The 18,478-nt window shown below is 70.5% G+C and carries 16 protein-coding genes and 1 pseudogene; 8 read left to right on the plus strand and 9 right to left on the minus strand.

Going from position 1 to position 18,478, the window contains the following annotated elements; genetic code table 11:
- Positions 1–12: 12 nt before the first annotated feature.
- The gene (locus ABZ725_RS14745; protein WP_358803065.1) at positions 13–258 is read right to left on the minus strand and encodes a winged helix-turn-helix domain-containing protein; all 246 of its coding nucleotides are present in this window, start codon (positions 256–258) and stop codon (positions 13–15) included.
- 158 nt (positions 259–416) lie between these two features.
- Here ABZ725_RS14745 and ABZ725_RS14750 point away from each other — a divergent pair, with 158 nt between their 5' ends.
- Positions 417–758 carry a DUF6415 family natural product biosynthesis protein gene (locus ABZ725_RS14750; protein WP_358803066.1) on the plus strand — a complete coding sequence of 114 codons (342 nt, stop codon included), beginning with the start codon at positions 417–419 and terminating at the stop codon, positions 756–758.
- Positions 759–917: 159 nt separating this feature from the next.
- Here ABZ725_RS14750 and ABZ725_RS14755 read toward each other — a convergent pair whose 3' ends face one another.
- A complete protein-coding gene (locus ABZ725_RS14755) occupies positions 918–1,295 on the minus strand; it encodes a helix-turn-helix transcriptional regulator (protein WP_358803067.1) in 378 nt (125 codons plus the stop codon).
- 101 nt (positions 1,296–1,396) lie between these two features.
- Here ABZ725_RS14755 and ABZ725_RS14760 point away from each other — a divergent pair, with 101 nt between their 5' ends.
- Complete coding sequence (locus tag ABZ725_RS14760; protein WP_358803068.1) at positions 1,397–1,636, plus strand: hypothetical protein; 240 nt, start codon at positions 1,397–1,399, stop codon at positions 1,634–1,636.
- 195 nt (positions 1,637–1,831) lie between these two features.
- Positions 1,832–2,467, plus strand: a pseudogene (locus ABZ725_RS14765) (DUF6397 family protein); the annotation flags it as partial.
- Between the two features lie 10 nt (positions 2,468–2,477).
- On the opposite strand, the gene ABZ725_RS14770 reads toward ABZ725_RS14765, so the two are convergent.
- Together ABZ725_RS14770 and ABZ725_RS14775 are read right to left on the minus strand one after the other, a co-directional pair.
- Positions 2,478–3,344, minus strand: coding sequence for an acyl-CoA thioesterase II (locus ABZ725_RS14770; protein ID WP_358803069.1), 867 nt, complete (start codon positions 3,342–3,344; stop codon positions 2,478–2,480).
- A 67-nt stretch (positions 3,345–3,411) separates the two neighbouring features.
- Positions 3,412–5,925 carry a DUF3516 domain-containing protein gene (locus tag ABZ725_RS14775; RefSeq protein ID WP_358803070.1) on the minus strand — a complete coding sequence of 838 codons (2,514 nt, stop codon included), beginning with the start codon at positions 5,923–5,925 and terminating at the stop codon, positions 3,412–3,414.
- Between the two features lie 145 nt (positions 5,926–6,070).
- Here ABZ725_RS14775 and ABZ725_RS14780 point away from each other — a divergent pair, with 145 nt between their 5' ends.
- Positions 6,071–6,865 carry a metal-dependent hydrolase gene (locus tag ABZ725_RS14780; RefSeq protein ID WP_358803071.1) on the plus strand — a complete coding sequence of 265 codons (795 nt, stop codon included), beginning with the start codon at positions 6,071–6,073 and terminating at the stop codon, positions 6,863–6,865.
- Positions 6,866–6,888: 23 nt separating this feature from the next.
- Here ABZ725_RS14780 and ABZ725_RS14785 read toward each other — a convergent pair whose 3' ends face one another.
- The 4 genes from ABZ725_RS14785 to ABZ725_RS14800 form a co-directional block, all read right to left on the minus strand.
- Positions 6,889–7,146, minus strand: coding sequence for a type B 50S ribosomal protein L31 (locus tag ABZ725_RS14785; RefSeq protein WP_351902947.1), 258 nt, complete (start codon positions 7,144–7,146; stop codon positions 6,889–6,891).
- A gap of 66 nt (positions 7,147–7,212) precedes the next feature.
- Positions 7,213–7,683: a DUF5709 domain-containing protein gene (locus ABZ725_RS14790; protein ID WP_351902950.1), complete on the minus strand. Its 471-nt coding sequence runs from the start codon at positions 7,681–7,683 to the stop codon at positions 7,213–7,215.
- A 471-nt stretch (positions 7,684–8,154) separates the two neighbouring features.
- On the minus strand, positions 8,155–9,936 hold the full coding sequence (locus ABZ725_RS14795) for an ABC transporter ATP-binding protein (protein WP_358803072.1): 1,782 nt from the start codon (positions 9,934–9,936) through the stop codon (positions 8,155–8,157).
- On the minus strand, positions 9,933–11,759 hold the full coding sequence (locus ABZ725_RS14800; RefSeq protein WP_358803073.1) for an ABC transporter ATP-binding protein: 1,827 nt from the start codon (positions 11,757–11,759) through the stop codon (positions 9,933–9,935). The genes ABZ725_RS14795 and ABZ725_RS14800 overlap by 4 nt, the downstream gene beginning before the upstream one ends.
- A gap of 210 nt (positions 11,760–11,969) precedes the next feature.
- On the opposite strand from ABZ725_RS14800, the gene ABZ725_RS14805 reads away from it, so the two are divergent.
- The 3 genes from ABZ725_RS14805 to ABZ725_RS14815 all read left to right on the plus strand — a co-directional run bounded on the left by ABZ725_RS14805 (position 11,970) and on the right by ABZ725_RS14815 (position 15,987).
- Positions 11,970–12,713, plus strand: a complete 744-nt coding sequence (locus tag ABZ725_RS14805; protein WP_358803074.1) for a L,D-transpeptidase family protein — start codon at positions 11,970–11,972, stop codon at positions 12,711–12,713.
- Positions 12,714–12,770: 57 nt separating this feature from the next.
- A complete protein-coding gene (locus ABZ725_RS14810; RefSeq protein WP_358803075.1) occupies positions 12,771–14,423 on the plus strand; it encodes a peptide-N4-asparagine amidase in 1,653 nt (550 codons plus the stop codon).
- 172 nt (positions 14,424–14,595) lie between these two features.
- Positions 14,596–15,987, plus strand: a complete 1,392-nt coding sequence (locus ABZ725_RS14815; protein ID WP_358803076.1) for a cation:dicarboxylase symporter family transporter — start codon at positions 14,596–14,598, stop codon at positions 15,985–15,987.
- 75 nt (positions 15,988–16,062) lie between these two features.
- Here ABZ725_RS14815 and ABZ725_RS14820 read toward each other — a convergent pair whose 3' ends face one another.
- Positions 16,063–16,542: a MarR family transcriptional regulator gene (locus ABZ725_RS14820; RefSeq protein WP_351916371.1), complete on the minus strand. Its 480-nt coding sequence runs from the start codon at positions 16,540–16,542 to the stop codon at positions 16,063–16,065.
- Positions 16,543–16,635: 93 nt separating this feature from the next.
- Between ABZ725_RS14820 and ABZ725_RS14825 the strand changes: the two genes are divergently transcribed.
- Entirely contained in the window at positions 16,636–18,438 is a 1,803-nt protein-coding gene (locus tag ABZ725_RS14825; RefSeq protein WP_358803077.1) for an ABC transporter ATP-binding protein, read from the plus strand.
- Positions 18,439–18,478 lie beyond the last annotated feature (40 nt).

The following is an 18,478-nucleotide window of genomic DNA, read 5'->3' on the forward strand; positions in this document are numbered from 1 at the left end:
TCTGACAGCCAGCTACGAGCCGGGCGGCTGGGGCAGATCCGTGACGAACGTTCCGATACCCGGCTCCATGTACGCCAGGCCGGCGTTCCGCAGCTCCGTCAACACGCGCTTCGCGGTCACCTGGCTGATCCCGAACTCGTCGCAGATCGCCATCCCGGAGGGTAGCCGACCGCCAGGCGGGTAGGCGCCGTCCGCGATTCGCTCCTCCAGAACGGCGTACACCTGCCGCCATCGCGGCACTTCCGGCTCCCACTTCATGATCAGGACGCTAGGTGGGCCTACCTAGACACGCGAGACGAGACGGCCTATACGGCCTATACCGCCTATCCCGCAGGGGTAGCCTGCAATTGCACGCACAAGCCCCCGAGGCCGCGGCCCACGCAGCCCCGGGAGCAGCCGACGAACGGAGCGTCGACATGGCACACCATACGGAGCGCAGCGCCGCGCCACACCAGCGCTATGAGTCACTCATCGACGAGGCCGAGCATGCCACCGGCATCCTGCCCACCATCGACGACTGCCGGCGCCTCACCGACGGCCTCCGAGACGCAATCCGCGACCTCGCCGACCAGGTCCGCCGAAAGCAGGACCGGCTCCCCGCCGACGGTATCGACTGGAGCATCTGCGAGCAGGCCCTCCTCGGCGCGCAGGGTGCACTGTGCGGGGACCTCGGCCTCGGCCTGCGATCCGCGGCCCTGCACGTGGCCACGCTGGGTGCCGCCGCCCGCCGGCTCGTCGAGTGCATAGGCCGCGACTGACTCTGCCCGCCCGCGACCGCGGGCCGTTACCCGCAGGAACGTTTGGCCAATGGCTCGACCTGCGGTTACGGAAACGTTCTCACTGCACACATCCGGTCAGATATATGCGTCGATGACCTTGCGGTGATCCAGTCGGGCGTGTTGGGTGTTGACAGAAAGTCAACCCCGGAGGAGGTCGGTGACGTGCACCCTCAGCGCATTGGCGAGCAGCAGCAGGTCGGCGTAGCGGGGGTCCGTGACCGCATTCTCGTAGCGCTGAATTGTCCGCCGCTCGACCCCCATTCGGTCGGCTAACTGATCCTGGGACAGGTCGGCGGCGCGCCGCAGGTCTCCGATGCGGAGACCGAGGGCGATCTGTTTCTTGCGGACCCAGTCAGGGCGCGGGTGTCGGCGGGCTGGCACCCGGTAACGCTCTGACTGAGACGATCTTGCGTCAGTACCAAAACTGTCGCTTTGATCGGTGACCGACCACTTGGCCCTGCGGGCGACCTGGCATATGCCGCAGGGCTCGATGTAGTGTCCACGAATCGAACGCATGTTCACCTGAAGGGGTGAACCACCTCCGGCCGACGCATCCGGTTGAGCAACCCGGGAATCAGGGCAGCGTCCCCGCCGGCCACCGCAACGGGAGAGCAGAGATGGACCGACAGCAGATCCTCGACCTCTACGACTGGGCGCTAGGGGTCTGCTTCCGGCATCCATCCAAGGGCGAGGTGCCGACGGCGGTAGTCGGCGTCATCCACCCCCAGGCATGCGGCGAGCGCGAGGTTCGCGGCTGCGCTGACTGTGTCATCGCCATGGAGGACATAAGGCGCGAGGAAGCCGCCCGCGCGGGGAGCGAGTACCAGCCGGGACGGGTCGGGGAAGCGGCGGGATGACCTGTCCCGACCCTGCTCAGGGCGCCGACGGCTGGGGAGGATCTGGGGAGCGGCGACTGCTGGGGAGCAATGGGGGAGCGCCAGAACTTCAAGTCAAAGTAATTCGCATGAAGTCAAGGGAACTGAAAGGAAGCAGGTCAGCGGGCCGTTGAGGGTGAGCGGTCGCCGGATGCCTGGCCGCTCGGTTGGTGAGATAAGTTCTACCTCAACCGGTACCGGGCCGTCGTCTGGCTGTATCTCGCCGACGAGCTACGGCAGTTCGCCTCCGACAAGACCAACGCGTTCCTGCTCACCGGCCGGACCCCCGAGGTGTTGCGGAGCCAGCTGGCAGCGGGCGTCGACCTGCGGTCGAGGAACTGGCGGGGACGCCACCTGGGCTTCCTGCTCCGCCAGACCGACGGCCCCTGGCAGCGCGCCGGAGCTCTCGCCGGATTCCTCGACCCGCTCCAGGTCGCCGAGATCGTCAAGGACCCCTACGAGCGCGCCCATCTGAACAGGTTCCGGCCGGGACCGCCGGCCCACGGCGCCCCCGGAACGCCCGCCGCACGCCTCGTCGAGAAGATCATGACGGCCGATGACCCCGACGAGCTCGCCTGGCTCAGGTCCGACCTGGCAAACACCCTGGACGAGGCCCGCGCCGACCAGCCCGCACCGCGCCCGGCATCGAAGCCGGCCGTGTCGGGTCCCGCACCGCATCCCGTCCCGCCGCACAGGCCGAAGCAACCGACCGCGTCCGAAGTGCTGGACGCCCCCGGCGTGCTGGACGCACCCGAGGAGCCGGACCGGCCGGCGCGCGGTCTGCTCAGCTGGCTACGCCGTCGAAACGCGTGACGCACCGGACCTAGAGCGCCCGGAACAGCCCCTCCTGGACGACCGACACCAGCAGACGCCCCTCGATGTCGTAGATGCGCCCGCGGGCCAGACCGCGTCCGCCCGTGGCGATCGGCGACTCCTGGTCGTACAGGAACCACTCGTCCGCGCGGAACGGCCGATGGAACCACATCGCATGGTCCAAGGACGCCATGTCGAAGTTCCGCGGCCCCCACAAGGGCTCGACCGGCAGGCGGACGGCGTCCAGGAGGGTCATGTCGCTGGCGTAGGTGAGCGCGCAGGTGTGGACGAGCGGGTCGTCGCCGAGCGGACCGACCGCGCGCATCCACACGGCGCTGCGCGGCTCGGCTTCCTTGACGTCCTCGGCGCTCCAGCGCAGCCGGTCCGCATACCGGATGTCGAAGGGCTGACGGCGCGCCATGCGCTCCAACTGCTCCGGCAACGCGCCCAGATGCTCCCGGATCTCCTCCACCACCGTCGGCAGGGACTCCGGGTCCGGGACCTCGCGGGCCGGCGGCAGCTGGTGCTCGAAAGGACCTACCTCAGGCTTGTGAAAGGAGGCGGTGAGATTGAAGATCGTGCGCCCCTGCTGCACGGCGGTGACCCGGCGGGTCGTGAACGACCGCCCGTCCCGCACCCGTTCGACCTGGTACACGATCGGCACACCCGGCCGGCCCGGGCGAAGGAAGTACGCGTGCAGCGAGTGCACGGGCCGGTCGCCGTCGGTGGTCCGGCCGGCCGCGACCAACGCCTGGCCCGCCACCTGGCCGCCGAAGACGCGCTGCAGGGACTCCTGCGGGCTGCGGCCCCGGAAGATGTTGACCTCGATCTGCTCCAGGTCGAGCAGGTCGACGAGTCTCTCAGCCGGATTCGTCATCGGTGCGCTTCTCCTGTGCCTGCTTCGCTGTCTGTTCCTGTGCTGCCGGTTCCTGCGTTTCCTGCGTTCACAACTGGCCGACGGCCGTGACGCGGACGACCGCGCGGCCCTCGGCGTCGGAGGCCGTGAGGTCGACCTCCGCACTGATGCCCCAGTCGTGGTCGTCGTTGGGGTCGTCGAAGATCTGACGGACGCGCCACAGCGCGTTCTGCGGCTCCTCCTGGATGACGAGCAGCTTGGGTCCCCGGGCGTCCGGGCCGGTACCGAGGTCGTCGTACTCGTCCCAGTACTTGTCCATCGCCTCGCCCCACGCGTCGGCGTCCCAACCGGCCTCCGCGTCCAGCTCGCCGAGTTGGTCGACATGGTCGAGAGCGGCGAGCTCGACACGGCGGAACATCGCGTTGCGGACCAGGACCCGGAAGGCCCGCGCATTGGCTGTGACCGGCTTGACCTCGTCGGCCTTCTCCTGGGCCTCCTCGGCCGTCATCTCCGCCGGGTTGGCGAGCTGCTCCCACTCGTCCAGCAGGCTCGAGTCCACCTGCCGCACCATTTCGCCCAGCCACTGGACGAGGTCCTGCAGATCCTCGGACTTGAGGTCGTCCGGGACGGTGTGATCGAGGGCTTTGTAGGCGCTGGCGAGGTAGCGCAGCACGATGCCCTCGGTACGGGCCAGTTCGTAGTGGGAGACCAGTTCGGTGAAGGACATCGCCCGCTCGTACATGTCGCGGATGACGGACTTCGGCGACAACGGATGGTCACCGACCCACGGGTGGCTCTTGCGGTACGTGTTGTACGCGTGGAAGAGCAGCTCCTCCAGCGGCTTCGGGTACGAGACGTCCTGGAGACGCTCCATGCGCTCCTCGTACTCGACGCCGTCCGCCTTCATCGCGGCCACCGCCTCGCCGCGCGCCTTGTTCTGCTGGGCGGCCAGGATCTGGCGCGGGTCGTCCAGCGTGGACTCCACGACGGAGACCATGTCGAGAGCGTAGGAGGGCGACTCCGGGTCCAGCAGCTCGAACGCGGCCAGCGCGAAGGTGGACAGCGGCTGGTTCAGTGCGAAGTCCTGCTGCAGGTCCACGGTGAGGCGGACGATGCGGCCGGTGGCGTCCGGCTCGTCGAGCTTCTCGACGATGCCGCCGTCCAGCAGCGAGCGGTAGATCGCGATCGCCCGGCGGATGTGGCGCAGCTGCTGCTTGCGCGGCTCGTGGTTGTCCTCCAGCAGGTGCCGCATCGCCTCGAAGGCGTTTCCGGGGCGGGCGATCACCGACAGCAGCATCGTGTGCGTCACACGGAAGCGGGAGGTCAGCGGCTCCGGCTCGGACTCGATGAGCTTGTCGAAGGTGTTCTCCGTCCAGCCGACGAAGCCTTCCGGCGCCTTCTTGCGCACCACCTTGCGGCGCTTCTTCGGGTCGTCGCCCGCCTTGGAGAGGGCCTTCTCGTTCTCGATGACGTGCTCGGGGGCCTGCGCGACCACCAGGCCCGCCGTGTCGAAGCCGGCCCGGCCGGCCCGGCCCGCGATCTGGTGGAACTCACGGGCCCGCAGGGTGCGCACCCGGTTGCCGTCGTACTTGGTCAGCGCCGTGAACAGCACCGTGCGGATCGGCACGTTGACGCCGACGCCGAGCGTGTCCGTACCGCAGATCACCTTCAACAGGCCGGCCTGGGCGAGCTTCTCCACCAGGCGCCGGTACTTGGGCAGCATGCCGGCGTGGTGGACGCCGATGCCGTGCCGCACGTAGCGCGACAGGTTCTGGCCGAACTTCGTGGTGAAGCGGAAGTTGCCGATCAGGTCGGCGATGCGCTCCTTCTCCTCGCGCGAGCACATGTTGATGCTCATCAGCGCCTGCGCCCGCTCCACCGCCTGCGCCTGCGTGAAGTGCACGATGTAGACGGGCGCCTGCCTCGTGTCCAGCAGGTCGGTGAGGGTCTCCGTCATCGGGGTGTACCGGTACTCGTAGGACAGCGGCACGGGCCGGGTCGCCGAGCGGACCACCGCCGTGGGCCGGCCGGTGCGCCGAGTGAGGTCCTTCTCGAAGAAGGACACATCGCCGAGCGTCGCCGACATGAGCACGAACTGGGCCTGCGGCAGCTCCAGGATGGGGATCTGCCACGCCCAGCCGCGGTCGCCCTCCGCGTAGAAGTGGAACTCGTCCATGACGACCTGACCGACGTCCGCGTGCTTGCCGTCGCGCAACGCGATCGACGCGAGCACCTCGGCGGTGCAGCAGATGACCGGGGCGTCGGAGTTCACGGACGCGTCGCCGGTCAGCATGCCGACGTTCTCCGTGCCGAAGATCTTGCACAGCTCGAAGAACTTCTCCGACACCAGGGCCTTGATCGGAGCCGTGTAGAAGGTGACCTCGTCGCGGGCGAGAGCCGCCAGGTGGGCGGCCGCCGCGATCATGCTCTTGCCGGAACCGGTGGGCGTCGACACGATCACGTTCGCGCCGGAGACCACCTCGATCAGCGCCTCCTCCTGGTGGGGGTAGAGCGTCAGACCGCGCTCCTGCGCCCAGGACTCGAAGGCTTCGTACAGGGCGTCGGGATCTGCGGTCGGAGGCAGCTGATCGATGAGGGTCACGACCCCATCTTGCCTGCCCTCGCCCTTGATGGGGGAATCGGCTGCCGGCCCGAAGATCACGGCCGCTACGCTGTGTCGCCGACGGAGCGTCATCGCACCCGGTCAACTGGACAGCGGCACACGAGGAATAGGGCGGGCAACGGCCATGATGGGACCAGCACACTCACTGTCGGGGGCCGCCGCCTGGCTCGGCGTCGGTGCGGCGGCCGCCGCGGCCGGGCACACGATGCCCTGGCCGGTTCTGCTCGTCGGTGCGCTGATCTGCGCCGGGGCCGCGCTCGCCCCGGATCTCGATCACAAGGCCGCGACCATCTCCCGGGCCTTCGGCCCCCTCTCGCGCTGGCTGTGCGAGATCGTCGACAAGCTCTCCTACGCCGTCTACAAGGCCACGAAGAAGCAGGGCGACCCGCGCCGCTCCGGAGGGCACCGCACGCTCACCCACACCTGGCTGTGGGCGGTCATGATCGGCGGGGGCACCTCGGCGCTGGCGCTCACCGGTGGCCGCTGGGCGGTCCTCGTGATCCTCTTCGTGCACATGGTGCTGGCGATCGAGGGCCTGCTGTGGAGGGCGGCCCGGGGATCCAGCAGCGATGTGCTCGTGTGGCTGCTCGCCGCGACCAGCGCCTGGATCCTCGCCGGTGTCCTGGACAAGGCCGGCAACGGCTCGGACTGGCTGTTCACCCAGCCCGGCCAGGAGTACCTGTGGCTGGGGCTGCCCGTGGTGCTGGGCGCCCTGGTGCACGACATCGGGGACTCGCTGACCGTCTCGGGCTGCCCGGTCCTGTGGCCCATCCCGATCGGGCGCAAACGCTGGTACCCGATCGGTCCGCCCAAGGCGATGCGGTTCCGGGCGGGCAGCTGGGTCGAGCTCAAGGTGCTGATGCCCGTGTTCATGGTGCTCGGGGGAGTGGGCGGGGCGGCCGCCCTCAACTACATCTGACGGTCGGCGCGCACTGCGCCGGTTCAGGTCATGTCACCGCCGTCGCCGTAGCGCCGCTCGAAGCGGGCGACCCGGCCCTCCGTGTCCACGGTGCGCGCCTTGCCCGTGTAGAAGGGATGGCTCTCCGAGGAGATCTCCACGTCCACGACCGGGTAGGTCTCGCCGTCGTCCCACTCGATGGTCCGGTCGCTGGTAGCGGTGGACCGGGTCAGGAAGGCGTAACCGGCGGTGCGGTCGCGGAAGACGACCGGGTGGTAGTCGGGCTGCTTGTCCTGCTGCATGAGCACTCCTCGTGCGGTGGAGGTGGTGGCGACGGGCCGGGAGCGGTCGGGTCGGCCACCGGGGGGTCAACCGGACAGGGTGTCCTCGTCGACGATGTGCATCGCGGCCTCCTCGGCGGAGGCGGCCGCGCCGTCGATGCCCACGTCCGTGGCGATCAGCGCGCTCTCCTCGTCCTCGTGGACGCCCTCGTCAGGCGCCACGAGCCGGCCGGAGCGAGCGGCGCCGACCTCGTTGTCGAGGAGTTCCCCGTCGGTGCCGTCGCAGTCGCCGATGCCGTCGCCGTCGGGCACGTCCAGATCCGGTACCTCTTCGGCGAGCCGCTGGTCCAGGCTCTCCCCCTGGCGGCGCTCCGCGGCGGTCACACCGGCGTGTTCCACGGCCCAGGGGCGGTCCGGTGGGGACCAGCCGCGGTCGAGGGGGTCCCCGACGCCGTCGTTGTCCAGCGTGTCCTCCGCGTCGAGCAGTCCCGTGTCCTCCTGGATGTCGGACGAGTCGGGCTGGTAGACGTCGTCTCCCCATCCGTCGGCGCTGTTCACGGCTACCTCCAGTGGGTGACCGGCCGGTACTCCCCGCGGTCGGCGGTGGGGTGCCGCCGCACGGGGCACCGGTCGGGCGCGGCGTGTTCCGGATGGATTCCGACGGTCTCCCGCGCGGGTGCCGCTTTCCAGCGTTCCACCCCGCTTCGGTACCGCGCAACGCCAGAGGACGCACGGAGTCCGGTCCGGGCCGCCTCGCTCAGGGCGTCGGCGCAGCGACCTGGGGTGGCCCGCACCGCCCTCTGTGTCGCCCCGGCTGCGGGGAGCGGCGGGGACACGGGCGCCTGCTCGGCTCCCGGCACGTACTCCGCTGCCGACGGCGGTTCCGCCGAAGGCGCAGGCAGCAGGTCCCGTAGCCGCTCCGGTGCCGGCTGCGACACCTGCACCGGCACCGGTCGTGACACCGGCGCGGATGCAGGTGCCCGCACGCCTTTCACCGGCCCCGGCTCCCCGCGACGGCCGCTTCCCTCCTCACCCGTGCCACGACCGCCACAGCGCCGCGTACGCCCCGTCCGCCGCGACGAGCTCGGCGTGGCTGCCCAGCTCGCTGATGCGGCCGTTCTCGACGACGGCGATGACGTCGGCGTCATGAGCGGTGTGCAGCCGGTGCGCGATGGCGACGACGGTGCGGCCGTCCAGGACACGGGCGAGGGAGCGCTCGAGGTGGCGTGCGGCACGCGGGTCGAGCAGCGAGGTCGCCTCGTCCAGGACCAGCGTGTGCGGGTCGGCCAGCACCAGCCGGGCCAGCGCGATCTGCTGGGCCTGTGCCGGGGTGAGCGTGACGCCGCCGGAGCCGACCTCGGTGTCGAGGCCGTCGGCGAGCGCCTGCGCCCAGGCCTCCGCGTCGACCGCGCCCAGGGCCGCCCACAGCTCGGCGTCCTGCGCACCCGTGCGGGCGAGCCGGAGGTTGTCGCGCAGGGAGCCGACGAAGACGTGGTGCTCCTGGTTGACGAGCGCCACATGGGAGCGGACGCGTTCGGCGGTCATCCGCGACAGCTCGGCACCGCCGAGGGTGATCCGGCCGTCGCGTGGCGCGTAGATCCCTGCGAGCAGTCGTCCCAGCGTGGACTTGCCCGCGCCGGAGGGGCCGACGAGGGCCAGTCTGGTCCCGGGGGAGACCTCGAGCGACACCTTGCGCAGCACGTCGACGCCCTCGCGGTAGCCGAAGTGGACCTGGTCGGCAAGCACGTCGCGCCCGTCCGGCGCCAGCCCGGACTCCCCGCTGTCGGGCTCGATGTCGCGCACTCCGACGAGCCGGGCCAGCGACACCTGGGCCACCTGCAGCTCGTCGTACCAGCGCAGGATGAGGTTCACGGGGTCGACGAGCATCTGCGCCAGGAGCGCGCCCGTCGTCAGCTGACCGACGCCGATCCAGCCCTGCAGGACGAACGCCCCGCCGAGCATGAGCACGGAACCGAGCACCGTGACGTGCACCATGTTGATCACCGGGAAGAGCACCGAGCGCAGCCACAGCGTGTAGCGCTCCCAGGCGGTCCACTGCTGGATGCGCTCCTCCGAGATCGCGATGCGGCGCTCGCCCAGGCGGTGGGCCTCGACGGTGCGGCCGGCGTCGACGGTCTCGGCGAGGGCGGCGGCCACGGCGGCGTAGCCGGCGGCCTCCGAGCGGTAGCCGGCCGGCGCCCGCTTGAAGTACCAGCGGCAGCCGACCACCAGCAGCGGCACCGCGACGAGGACGGCCGGCGCCAGCGGCGGCGCCGTGACGACGAGCCCGCCGAGCAGCAGCAGGGCCCACATCACGCCGATCGTCAGCTGGGGCACTGCCTCCCGCATCGCGTTGGCCAGCCGGTCGATGTCCGTGGTGATGCGGGACAGCAGATCGCCCGTCCCGGCCCGCTCCAGCACGCCCGGCGGCAGCCGCACCGACCGTACGAGGAAGTCCTCGCGCAGGTCGGCCAGCATCCGCTCGCCGAGCATCGCGCCGCGCAGCCGCACCTGCCGTACGAACGCGGCCTGGACGACCAGGGCGACGACGAACAGCGTGGCGGTGAGTCCGAGGTGGAGCTCGCGCGCTCCGTCCGACAGCCGTTCCACGAGGTCGCCGAGCAGCCAGGGGCCCACCATCGAGGCGACCGTGGCGACCGTGTTGACGAGGAGGAGGAGCAGGAAGGCGCGGCGGTGCCGACGCAGGAGTTCGGCCACGTAGGCGCGTACGGTCGCCGGTGCGCCGACGGGCAGGGTGTTCGCCGTCTTCGGTGCCGCCGGGTCGTACGCGGGTGGCGCCACGCCGATCATGCCGTCTCCTCGATCTCTTCGCGCTCGATCTCTTCCATTCGCTTCTCTTCCAGGTCCTTCAACACACCGCTCAGAGAACGCTCTTCGGCCTCCTCCTCGGTCTCCCTGGTCACCACGGCCCGGTATCGGGGCTCGGAGTGCAGGAGTTCGCGGTGCGTGCCGACCGCCACGGCCTCGCCCTCGTGCACGAGCACGACCCGGTCGGCCCGGTCCAGCAGCAGTGGGGACGAGGTGAACACGACCGTCGTGCGCCCGTCCCTCAGTTCCCGCAGGCCCTCGGCGATCCGTGCCTCGGTGTGCGAGTCGACGGCCGAGGTGGGCTCGTCCAGCACGAGGACCTCGGGGTCCGTGTACAGGGAGCGGGCCAGCGCGAGCCGTTGCCGCTGGCCGCCGGACAGGGATCGGCCGCGTTCGGTGATGCGGGCGTCCATCGGGTCGTCGGCGTCCAACGAGCCCTGGACGAGCGCCTCGAGGACGTCCCCGCATCGGGCGGCGGCCAGTGCCGCATCCGCGTCGACCGCACCCGAGGCGGGCACGTCGAGCAGATCGCGCAGGGAACCGGAGAGCAGCACCGGGTCCTTGTCCTGGACGAGGACCGCCGCGCGAGCGGAGTCCAGCGGCAGTTCGTCCAGCGGGACGCCGTCGAGCAGGACCGACGGGCCGTCCTCCGGGGGGTGTCCGCCCAGCCGTTCCGCCAGCCGTCCGGCCGCGTCCGGGTCGCCGCACACCACGGCGGTCAGCCGGGCGGCCGGCGCGAGCAGGCCGGTGGCGGGGTCGTACAGGTCGCCCGAGGGAGCGTCGGCCGCGCGCGATCCGCCGATGTCGGTGGCGCGTTCCAGGGACAGCACGCCGGCGGCTCGTTTGGCCGAGGGGCGGGAGAAGGAGTAGGCCATCGCGATCTCCTCGAAATGCCTGAGGGGATAGGTCATGACCATGACGGAGCTGTAGACCGTGACCAGTTCGCCCACGGTGATGCGGCCCTCGCGGGCCAGATGGACGCCGTAGCAGACGACCACGATCAGCAGCAGGCCGGGCAGCAGCACCTGGATGGCGCTGATCAGGGACCACATGCGCGCGCTGCGTACGGCCGCGTGCCGGACCTCCTGCGAGGCGCTGCGGTAGCGGTCGAGGAACAGTTCCTCGCCGCCGATCCCGCGCAGCACCCGCAGGCCGGCCACGGTGTCGGAGGCGAGTTCGGTGGCGCGTCCGGCCTTCTCGCGCTGGAAGTCGGCCCGTCGCGTCGCCCGTGGCAGCAGGGGCAGCACCGACAGCGCGAGGGCGGGCAGGCCGAGGGCGACCACGACGCCGAGCGCCGGCTGGTAGACGACCAGGCCCACGCAGACCAGCACGATCGTGAGGGCCGCGGCGGTGAAGCGGGACACGGCCTCCACGAACCAGCCGATCTTCTCCACGTCTCCGGTGGAGACGGCCACGACCTCGCCGGCCGCGACCCGCCGGGTCAGTGCGGAGCCCAGCTGTGAGGCCTTGCGGGCGAGCAGTTGCTGGACCCGGGCGGCAGCGGTGATCCAGTTGGTGACGGCGGCCCGGTGCAGGAAGGTGTCCCCGATCGCGGTGGCGGCGCCGCACAGGGCCATCACGCCGCCGGTGAGGGCGAGCCGGGTACCGGAGCGGTCCACGACGGCCTCGATGGCGAAACCCACGCAGAACGGCTGCGCGGAGACGGCGACGAAGTGCAGCAGCCCCCAGGCCAGGGCCTTGAGCTGGCCGCCCAGCTGGTTGCGGCCGAGCCACCACAGGAAGTGGCGCCCTGAGCGTACGTCCGGCACACCCGGGTCGGGGTACGGAAGGTCTTGGATCTGCATGACGTCCCAGTGGCTCGAGTCAGGGGAGGGGGGAGAGGCGGGGGCAGGGGAGGGGTGGGGAGCGGCAACAAACCGTGCAAGGTTCGCTTCGCAGGGTGGTCAAAATCAACCGGTTTTCCATGGCGGCGACGAGATCCGGAAGCCACCCGATGTGACCTTGATGTCCGTAACATGCCGCAAACATCCGGAAAGTGATGCGAGCATGGCCCGATGCGAGACGGCGATGTGCGGCGAGCGGCAGCCTCCGTGGCGACCTGCGGCGTCCTGCTCGCGGCCCTGGCCGCGTGCGGTGGCGCGGGCGGGGAACGCGGGCGTGACGGCACCACGGGGGCGGGTTCCGAGGGCGGCAGAAGCTCGCCGAGAGCGGCCGCGGCGACCCGCGTCCCGGGGGTCGGGGATCGGCTGCAACGGCGGATTCCCGCCGCTTCGCGCCAGGTCCTGGCGGTGTACGGCGACGGAAAGGACTCCGCGGACGCCACCGTCGTGCTCTACGCCAAGCGTGGCGCGACCTGGGATCGGGTCCGCGGCTGGCGGGGACACAACGGCAAGAAGGGCTGGACCGCCGAGCATCACACCGGCGACAACCGCAGCCCCGTCGGAGTGTTCACCCTCACCGACGCGGGCGGCGTCCTGGCCGACCCCGGGACCAGGCTGCCGTACACGCGGTCCGCCGACCTCGCGGCGCCGCGCTGGTGGGCGAGGTCGCACTGGCACGACTTCGACTACGTCATCGCCATCGACTACAACCGGGTCCGGGGCACCCCGCCCGACGACCCCACACGGCCCGAGGGCGAGGAGAAGGGCGGCGGGATCTGGCTGCACATGGACCACGGCAGCGGTACATCGGCCTGCATCAGCCTGTCCAGGACGGCGATGGAGTACCTGCTGCGCACGCTCGATCCGGATCGGCGTCCGGTGGTGGTCATGGGGGACAGGGCCGCGCTGAAGCCCTAGTACTCCCGGCGGAGGCCTCATTGCGGGGAGGGGGCGACGCCCCGTAGAACACCGGCCATGAGAAGTCGGATCATCATGTCCATGCTCACCGGAGCGATCCTCCTGGCGGGCACCGTCCTCGGAAGCGGCGCGGCGCAGGCGGCTGCTTCCACCCCGGAGGTCCCCGCCGAATTCGGCGGGGACTGGCACGATCCCGTGACCGCGGCCCCGCCCGTGGACCGGCCTTCGGGGAAGTCCTGCGAAGTGACCGTCGCCGAGGCGCAGTTCCGGGACTTCACCCCCTACCGGGGCACGTACACCCCGCCGGACGGCTGCGGAGACCGCTGGAGCAAGGTGGTGCTGCGGCTCGACGGCAAGGTCAAGGGGCGGCAGTTCGACCGGCTCGGCTATCTGCACGTCGGCGGCGTCGAGATATTCCGCACCTCGACGCCGGAGCCGTCGCCCGACGGCATCGAGTGGTCCGTCGAGAAGGACGTCACGCGCTACACCGACACCTTCCGTCGTGGCCAGGACGTCGAGATGCTCATCGGGAACGTCGTCGACGACACGTACACGGGCGTGCTCGACGTCAAGGTCACGTTGACGTTCTACGCAGGGAAACCCGCCGGGAAACCCGCCGGGAATCCGGTCGGGAAACTCGTCGGGAAGCCGGCCGCGACCCCGGCTGCGATCCCGGACCGCGTCCTCACCCTCGGCGCGGACAACACCCTCACCACACCGCGCAACAGCGAGCGCATCCTCGCCGAGGTGTACGCCACCGGCTCGGGCGGCGGCTGCGAGGAGTACTGGTACCTCAGCGTGCCCGACTCCGCCCCGTACTCCTGCCAGGCCCACGACGGCCCCTACCGCGAGGTGCAGATCAAGGTCGACGGGCAGCTCGCCGGCATCGCCGCGCCGTTCCCGAACGTCTGGACCGGCGGCTGGTCCAACCCGTTCCTCTGGTACGTCGTCCCGGGCCCGCGCGCCTTCGACGTCAAGCCGATCGAATACGACCTGACCCCCTTCGCCGGGATCCTCAACGACGGCCGCCCGCACCGGATCGAGGTCTCCGTCGTCGGCGTCCCCGAGGGGCAGAGCGGCTGGAGCGCCCCCGTGAACGTCCTCGTCTGGCAGGACGCCCACCGCGCCCGGGTCACCGGGAAGCTGACCCGCCTCGAAGCCGGTGAGCTCGTCAACTCCTCCACGTACACACCCGGCACGGAACACCGCGTCGACACCGAGGGCGGGCACCGACTGGCCGTCGCCGGGTACGTCGACACCTCGCACGGCCGGGTCACGACCGCCGTCACCCGTACCCTCGCCACGACCTCGGCGCACCGCTGGACCGACGGCGAGAACACGGACGGCCTGGACGCCCGCTGGACGGACGACGAGACGGTCACCGTCGACGGCCGGGCCACCAGGGTCGACCGCGTCTACACGATGAACGGGACCACCACCGTCGGCGCGGACGACCGGCTGCGCACCGTCCTGACCCTCGGCGACCGGGCCGACGCCGTGACGACCCGGCACGGCCGACGGACGTCCTGGTCGACCCTCGACGACACCTACACGGGGGACGCCACCTTCACCCTCAACGTGCCCCGGGATCAGCGTCATGCCGTCGGCACGACGAGCGAGCGCTACCGGCTGTACGGCTCGGACGGCTGCCACGACCGCCGGCTGACCACGGTTCAGGGGGTGCTGACCGAGGACCACAGCGGCTGCTGAGCCCCGTATGCGTGCGATGCGTCACTCCGCCGGGGGATTTACACAGCGGAAACGCGGAAGTCTTGTGCGCGATCAACGACGCCTTCAAAGTGATCGCTACGGAAGCCGCTTTCCGTATCGCAGAAGTCCCGTCCCCGGTTTCTGTGTTCCACCGTCCCCCCAAGGAGTGCCCGTGCCGCCGTCCGTCCCGTCCCCGTCGCGACGCGTCGCACGCATACTGCGTACCTCACTCTTCGCGCAGGTCGCCTGCGCGCTCGTCCTCGGCATCCTGGTGGGAAAGCTGTGGCCCGACGTGGCCACGGACCTCCAGCCGCTCGGCGACGGCTTCACCCGGCTCATCAAGACGATCATCTCGCCGCTGGTGTTCTGCGTGGTCGTCGTCGGCATCGCCAAGGCCGGTGACCTGAAGGCCTTCGGCCGCATCGGGCTCAAGGCCCTGATCTGGTTCGAGGTCGCGAGCACGCTCGCCCTGCTCATCGGGCTCCTCGCCGCCAACATCGTCCAGCCCGGCTCCGGGATGAACGTCGACCCGGCCACGCTCGACACCTCGGCGGTCGACGCGAAGACGGGCGGCGGTTCGCTGCCCACGACGACCGAGTTCATCGTGAACGCGCTGCCCACCAGTTTCGTCGGCGCCTTCGCGGAGAACTCCCTGCTCCAGGTGCTCATCCTGGCCTGTCTGGTGGGCGCCGCGCTGCTGCATCTCGGCCACACCAAGGTGCCCAAGGTGCTGCCGGCCATCGAGCAGGCCCAGGAGATCATCTTCGCGATCGTCGGCTTCGTCATGCGACTGGCGCCCATCGCGGTGTTCGGCGCCATGGCCGTCCTGATCGGCAACTACGGCCTCGGCGTGATCGAGACCTACGGCAAGCTGATCGCCCTGTGCTACGCGGCCGCGGCCCTGTTCGTCGCGCTGCTCGGCATCGCCCTGCGACTGGTCACCGGGCTGAGCCTGTGGAAGTTCCTGCGCTACATCCGCGAGGAGATGCTGCTCGCGCTCGGCACCGCCTCCACCGAGTCCGTCATGCCGCGCGTGATGCTGAAGCTGCGCAGGGCCGGAGCCCGGGACGACGCCGTGGGCCTGGTGCTGCCCACGGGTTACTCCTTCAACCTCGACGGCGCCTCGCTCTACCTGTCCATCGGCACCCTGTTCATCGCCCAGGCCGTGGGCGTGGACCTCAGCCTCGGCCAGCAGATCACCGTGATCCTGGTGCTCATGCTCACCAGCAAGGGCATGGCCGGCATCCCCGGTTCGGCCTTCCTCGCCCTGTCCGCGACCGCCTCCTCGCTCGGGGCCATCCCCGCCGGCGCGGTGGCCCTGCTGCTGGGCGTGGACCGCATCATGGACTCGATGCGCGTCGTCACCAACCTCCTCGGCAACTGCGTGGCGGTCTTCGCCGTCTCCCGCTGGGAGGGCGCGCTGGACCTGGAGCGGGCCAGGAAGGTCCTGGACGGCGAGGCCGTCGCCGACGCGGAGGAGGAGCCGGAGGTCGCGGCCGCGGCCGGCGCCGAGGCTGCGGTTCCCGCTCAGCTCACCAAGGAAACCGCCTCTGACGCCGGCTGACGGCCGCCGTCGACACGACGGGCCGCGGCCGCCCCTCCCGCAGTGCGGAGGGGCGGCCGCGGCCCGTTCTCGCGTTCAGCAGGTCCGCCCCTGCTTCTGCTGCGGTTGCTGCTCACCCTCCGACGACCCGCCCACCAGCGCGTCCAGCAGCCCGCCGAGCACCTGGCGCTCCAGGTCCGTCAGCGGATCCAGGATCTCCTCCGCGGCGGACACCCGCGCGCCCCGCAGCTCCCGAAGAGCCGTGCGGCCGGCCTCGGTGAGCTCGATCCGTATCACCCGCCGGTTGGTGGGGTCCGGCATCCGCCGTACCTTGCCGCTCGCCTCCAGCCCGTCCACCAGGGTGGTCACGGCCCGGGGCACCACCTCCAGGCGCTCGGCGAGGTCGGCCATGCGCGGCGGCGACTCGCAGTGCGCCAGCGTGCGCAGCAACCGGGCCTGTGCCGGCGTGACGCCGAGCCCGCTCTGCTGCAGATGGCGCTTCTGGATGCGGTGCACCCGGCGCGTGAGCTGCAGCAGCTGCTCGGCGAGCAGGCTGTCGGAATCGGGGGTGGTCATGTGGGAACAATATCAGGATGCCATTCATTGTGAGTATAGGTAACAATGAGCTATGCTCCGTCAATCCTCACCGTCTCACACTCCGTAGGAGCCATGCCCCGCGACAACATCGACTGGACCCCCTCGCCCGGCACCTCGACCGACGAACCCCGGCAGGTGCGCCGCATCCTCACCCTCTTCAAGCCCTACCGCGCCCGGCTCGCGGTCGTCGGCCTGCTGGTCGCCGCCTCGTCCCTGGTCGCCGTGGCCACCCCGTTCCTGCTGAAGGAGACGCTGGACGTCGCCATCCCCGAGGGGCGCACCGGCCTGCTGAGCCTCCTCGCCCTCGGCATGATCCTCAGTGCCGTCCTCGGCGGCGTCTTCGGCGTCCTGCAGACCCTGATCTCCACCACGGTCGGCCAGCGCGTCATGCACGATCTGCGCACGGCCGTCTACGACCGCCTGCAGCGCATGTCCCTCGCCTTCTTCACGCGCACGCGTACCGGCGAGGTGCAGTCCCGCATCGCCAACGACATCGGCGGCATGCAGGCCACCGTCACCTCCACCGCCACCTCCCTGGTCTCCAACTTCACCAGCGTGGTCGCCACGATCATCGCGATGGTCGCCCTCGACTGGCGGCTCACGGTCGTCTCCCTGCTCCTGCTGCCGGTCTTCGTGTGGATCAGCCGCCGTGTCGGCAACGAGCGCAAGAAGATCACCACCCAGCGTCAGAAGCAGATGGCCGCGATGGCCGCCACGGTCACCGAGTCGCTGTCGGTCAGCGGCATCCTGCTCGGCCGCACCATGGGCCGCTCCGACTCCCTCACGCGGGCCTTCTCGGAGGAGTCCGAACAGCTGGTCGATCTCGAGGTGAGGTCGAACATGGCCGGCCGCTGGCGCATGGCCGTGATCGGGATCGTCATGTCCGCGATGCCGGCCTTCATCTACTGGACCGCGGGCGTGACCCTCCAGCTCGGCGGCCCCGATGTCTCCCTCGGCACGATCGTCGCGTTCGTCTCGCTCCAGCAGGGCCTGTTCCGTCCCGCCGTCAGCCTTCTGTCGACCGGGGTGCAGATCCAGACGTCGCTCGCGCTCTTCCAGCGCATCTTCGAGTACCTCGACCTCCCCATCGACATCACCGAGCGCGAGAACCCGGTCCACCTCGACCAGATCAAGGGCGAGGTCCGCTTCGAGGACGTCGACTTCCGGTACGAGGACAAGGGCGGGCCCGTTCTCGCCGGCATCGACGTCACCGTCCCCGCCGGCGGCAGTCTCGCCGTGGTCGGCCCGACCGGCGCCGGCAAGTCCACGCTGGGCTATCTGGTGCCGCGCCTGTACGACGTGACGGGCGGTCGGGTCACCCTCGACGGCGTCGACGTCCGCGATCTCGACTTCGACACCCTCGCGCGTGGGATCGGCGTCGTCTCGCAGGAGACGTATCTCTTCCACGCCACGGTCGCCGACAACCTGCGCTTCGCCAAGCCGGACGCCACCGACGAGGAGCTGTACACGGCCGCGCGAGCCGCGCAGATCCACGACCACATCGCCGCCCTGCCCGACGGTTACGACACGGTCGTCGGCGAGCGCGGGCACCGCTTCTCGGGCGGTGAGAAGCAGCGGCTGGCCATCGCCCGCACCATCCTGCGCGACCCGCCGGTGCTGATCCTCGACGAGGCGACCAGCGCTCTGGACACCCGTACGGAACGGGCGGTCCAGGAGGCCATCGACGCGCTCTCGGCCAACCGCACCACGCTCACCATCGCCCACCGCCTGTCCACCATTCGGGGGGCCGACCAGATCCTGGTGCTCGACTCCGGTCAGGTGGCCGAACGGGGCACGCACGAGGAGCTGTTGGAGCGGGACGGGCGGTATACGGCCCTGGTGCGACGAGACGCCCGCCTGGAGCCGACAAGATGAAAGTATGGCAAGTTATGCCGGGTTTGTGACGGTGTGAGGG

It is taken from the genome of Streptomyces sp. NPDC006872, assembly GCF_040635845.1.
GTDB lineage: Bacteria > Actinomycetota > Actinomycetes > Streptomycetales > Streptomycetaceae > Streptomyces.

Coding starts and splice junctions, on each gene's coding strand:
- ABZ725_RS14745 (WP_358803065.1), bottom strand. CDS start 258: ATGAAGTGGGAGCCGGAAGTGCCGCGATGGCGGCAGGTGTACGCCGTT.
- ABZ725_RS14750 (WP_358803066.1), top strand. CDS start 417: ATGGCACACCATACGGAGCGCAGCGCCGCGCCACACCAGCGCTATGAG.
- ABZ725_RS14755 (WP_358803067.1), bottom strand. CDS start 1,295: ATGCGTTCGATTCGTGGACACTACATCGAGCCCTGCGGCATATGCCAG.
- ABZ725_RS14760 (WP_358803068.1), top strand. CDS start 1,397: ATGGACCGACAGCAGATCCTCGACCTCTACGACTGGGCGCTAGGGGTC.
- ABZ725_RS14770 (WP_358803069.1), bottom strand. CDS start 3,344: ATGACGAATCCGGCTGAGAGACTCGTCGACCTGCTCGACCTGGAGCAG.
- ABZ725_RS14780 (WP_358803071.1), top strand. CDS start 6,071: ATGATGGGACCAGCACACTCACTGTCGGGGGCCGCCGCCTGGCTCGGC.
- ABZ725_RS14785 (WP_351902947.1), bottom strand. CDS start 7,146: ATGCAGCAGGACAAGCAGCCCGACTACCACCCGGTCGTCTTCCGCGAC.
- ABZ725_RS14795 (WP_358803072.1), bottom strand. CDS start 9,936: ATGATCGGCGTGGCGCCACCCGCGTACGACCCGGCGGCACCGAAGACG.
- ABZ725_RS14800 (WP_358803073.1), bottom strand. CDS start 11,759: ATGCAGATCCAAGACCTTCCGTACCCCGACCCGGGTGTGCCGGACGTA.
- ABZ725_RS14805 (WP_358803074.1), top strand. CDS start 11,970: ATGCGAGACGGCGATGTGCGGCGAGCGGCAGCCTCCGTGGCGACCTGC.
- ABZ725_RS14810 (WP_358803075.1), top strand. CDS start 12,771: ATGAGAAGTCGGATCATCATGTCCATGCTCACCGGAGCGATCCTCCTG.
- ABZ725_RS14820 (WP_351916371.1), bottom strand. CDS start 16,542: ATGACCACCCCCGATTCCGACAGCCTGCTCGCCGAGCAGCTGCTGCAG.
- ABZ725_RS14825 (WP_358803077.1), top strand. CDS start 16,636: ATGCCCCGCGACAACATCGACTGGACCCCCTCGCCCGGCACCTCGACC.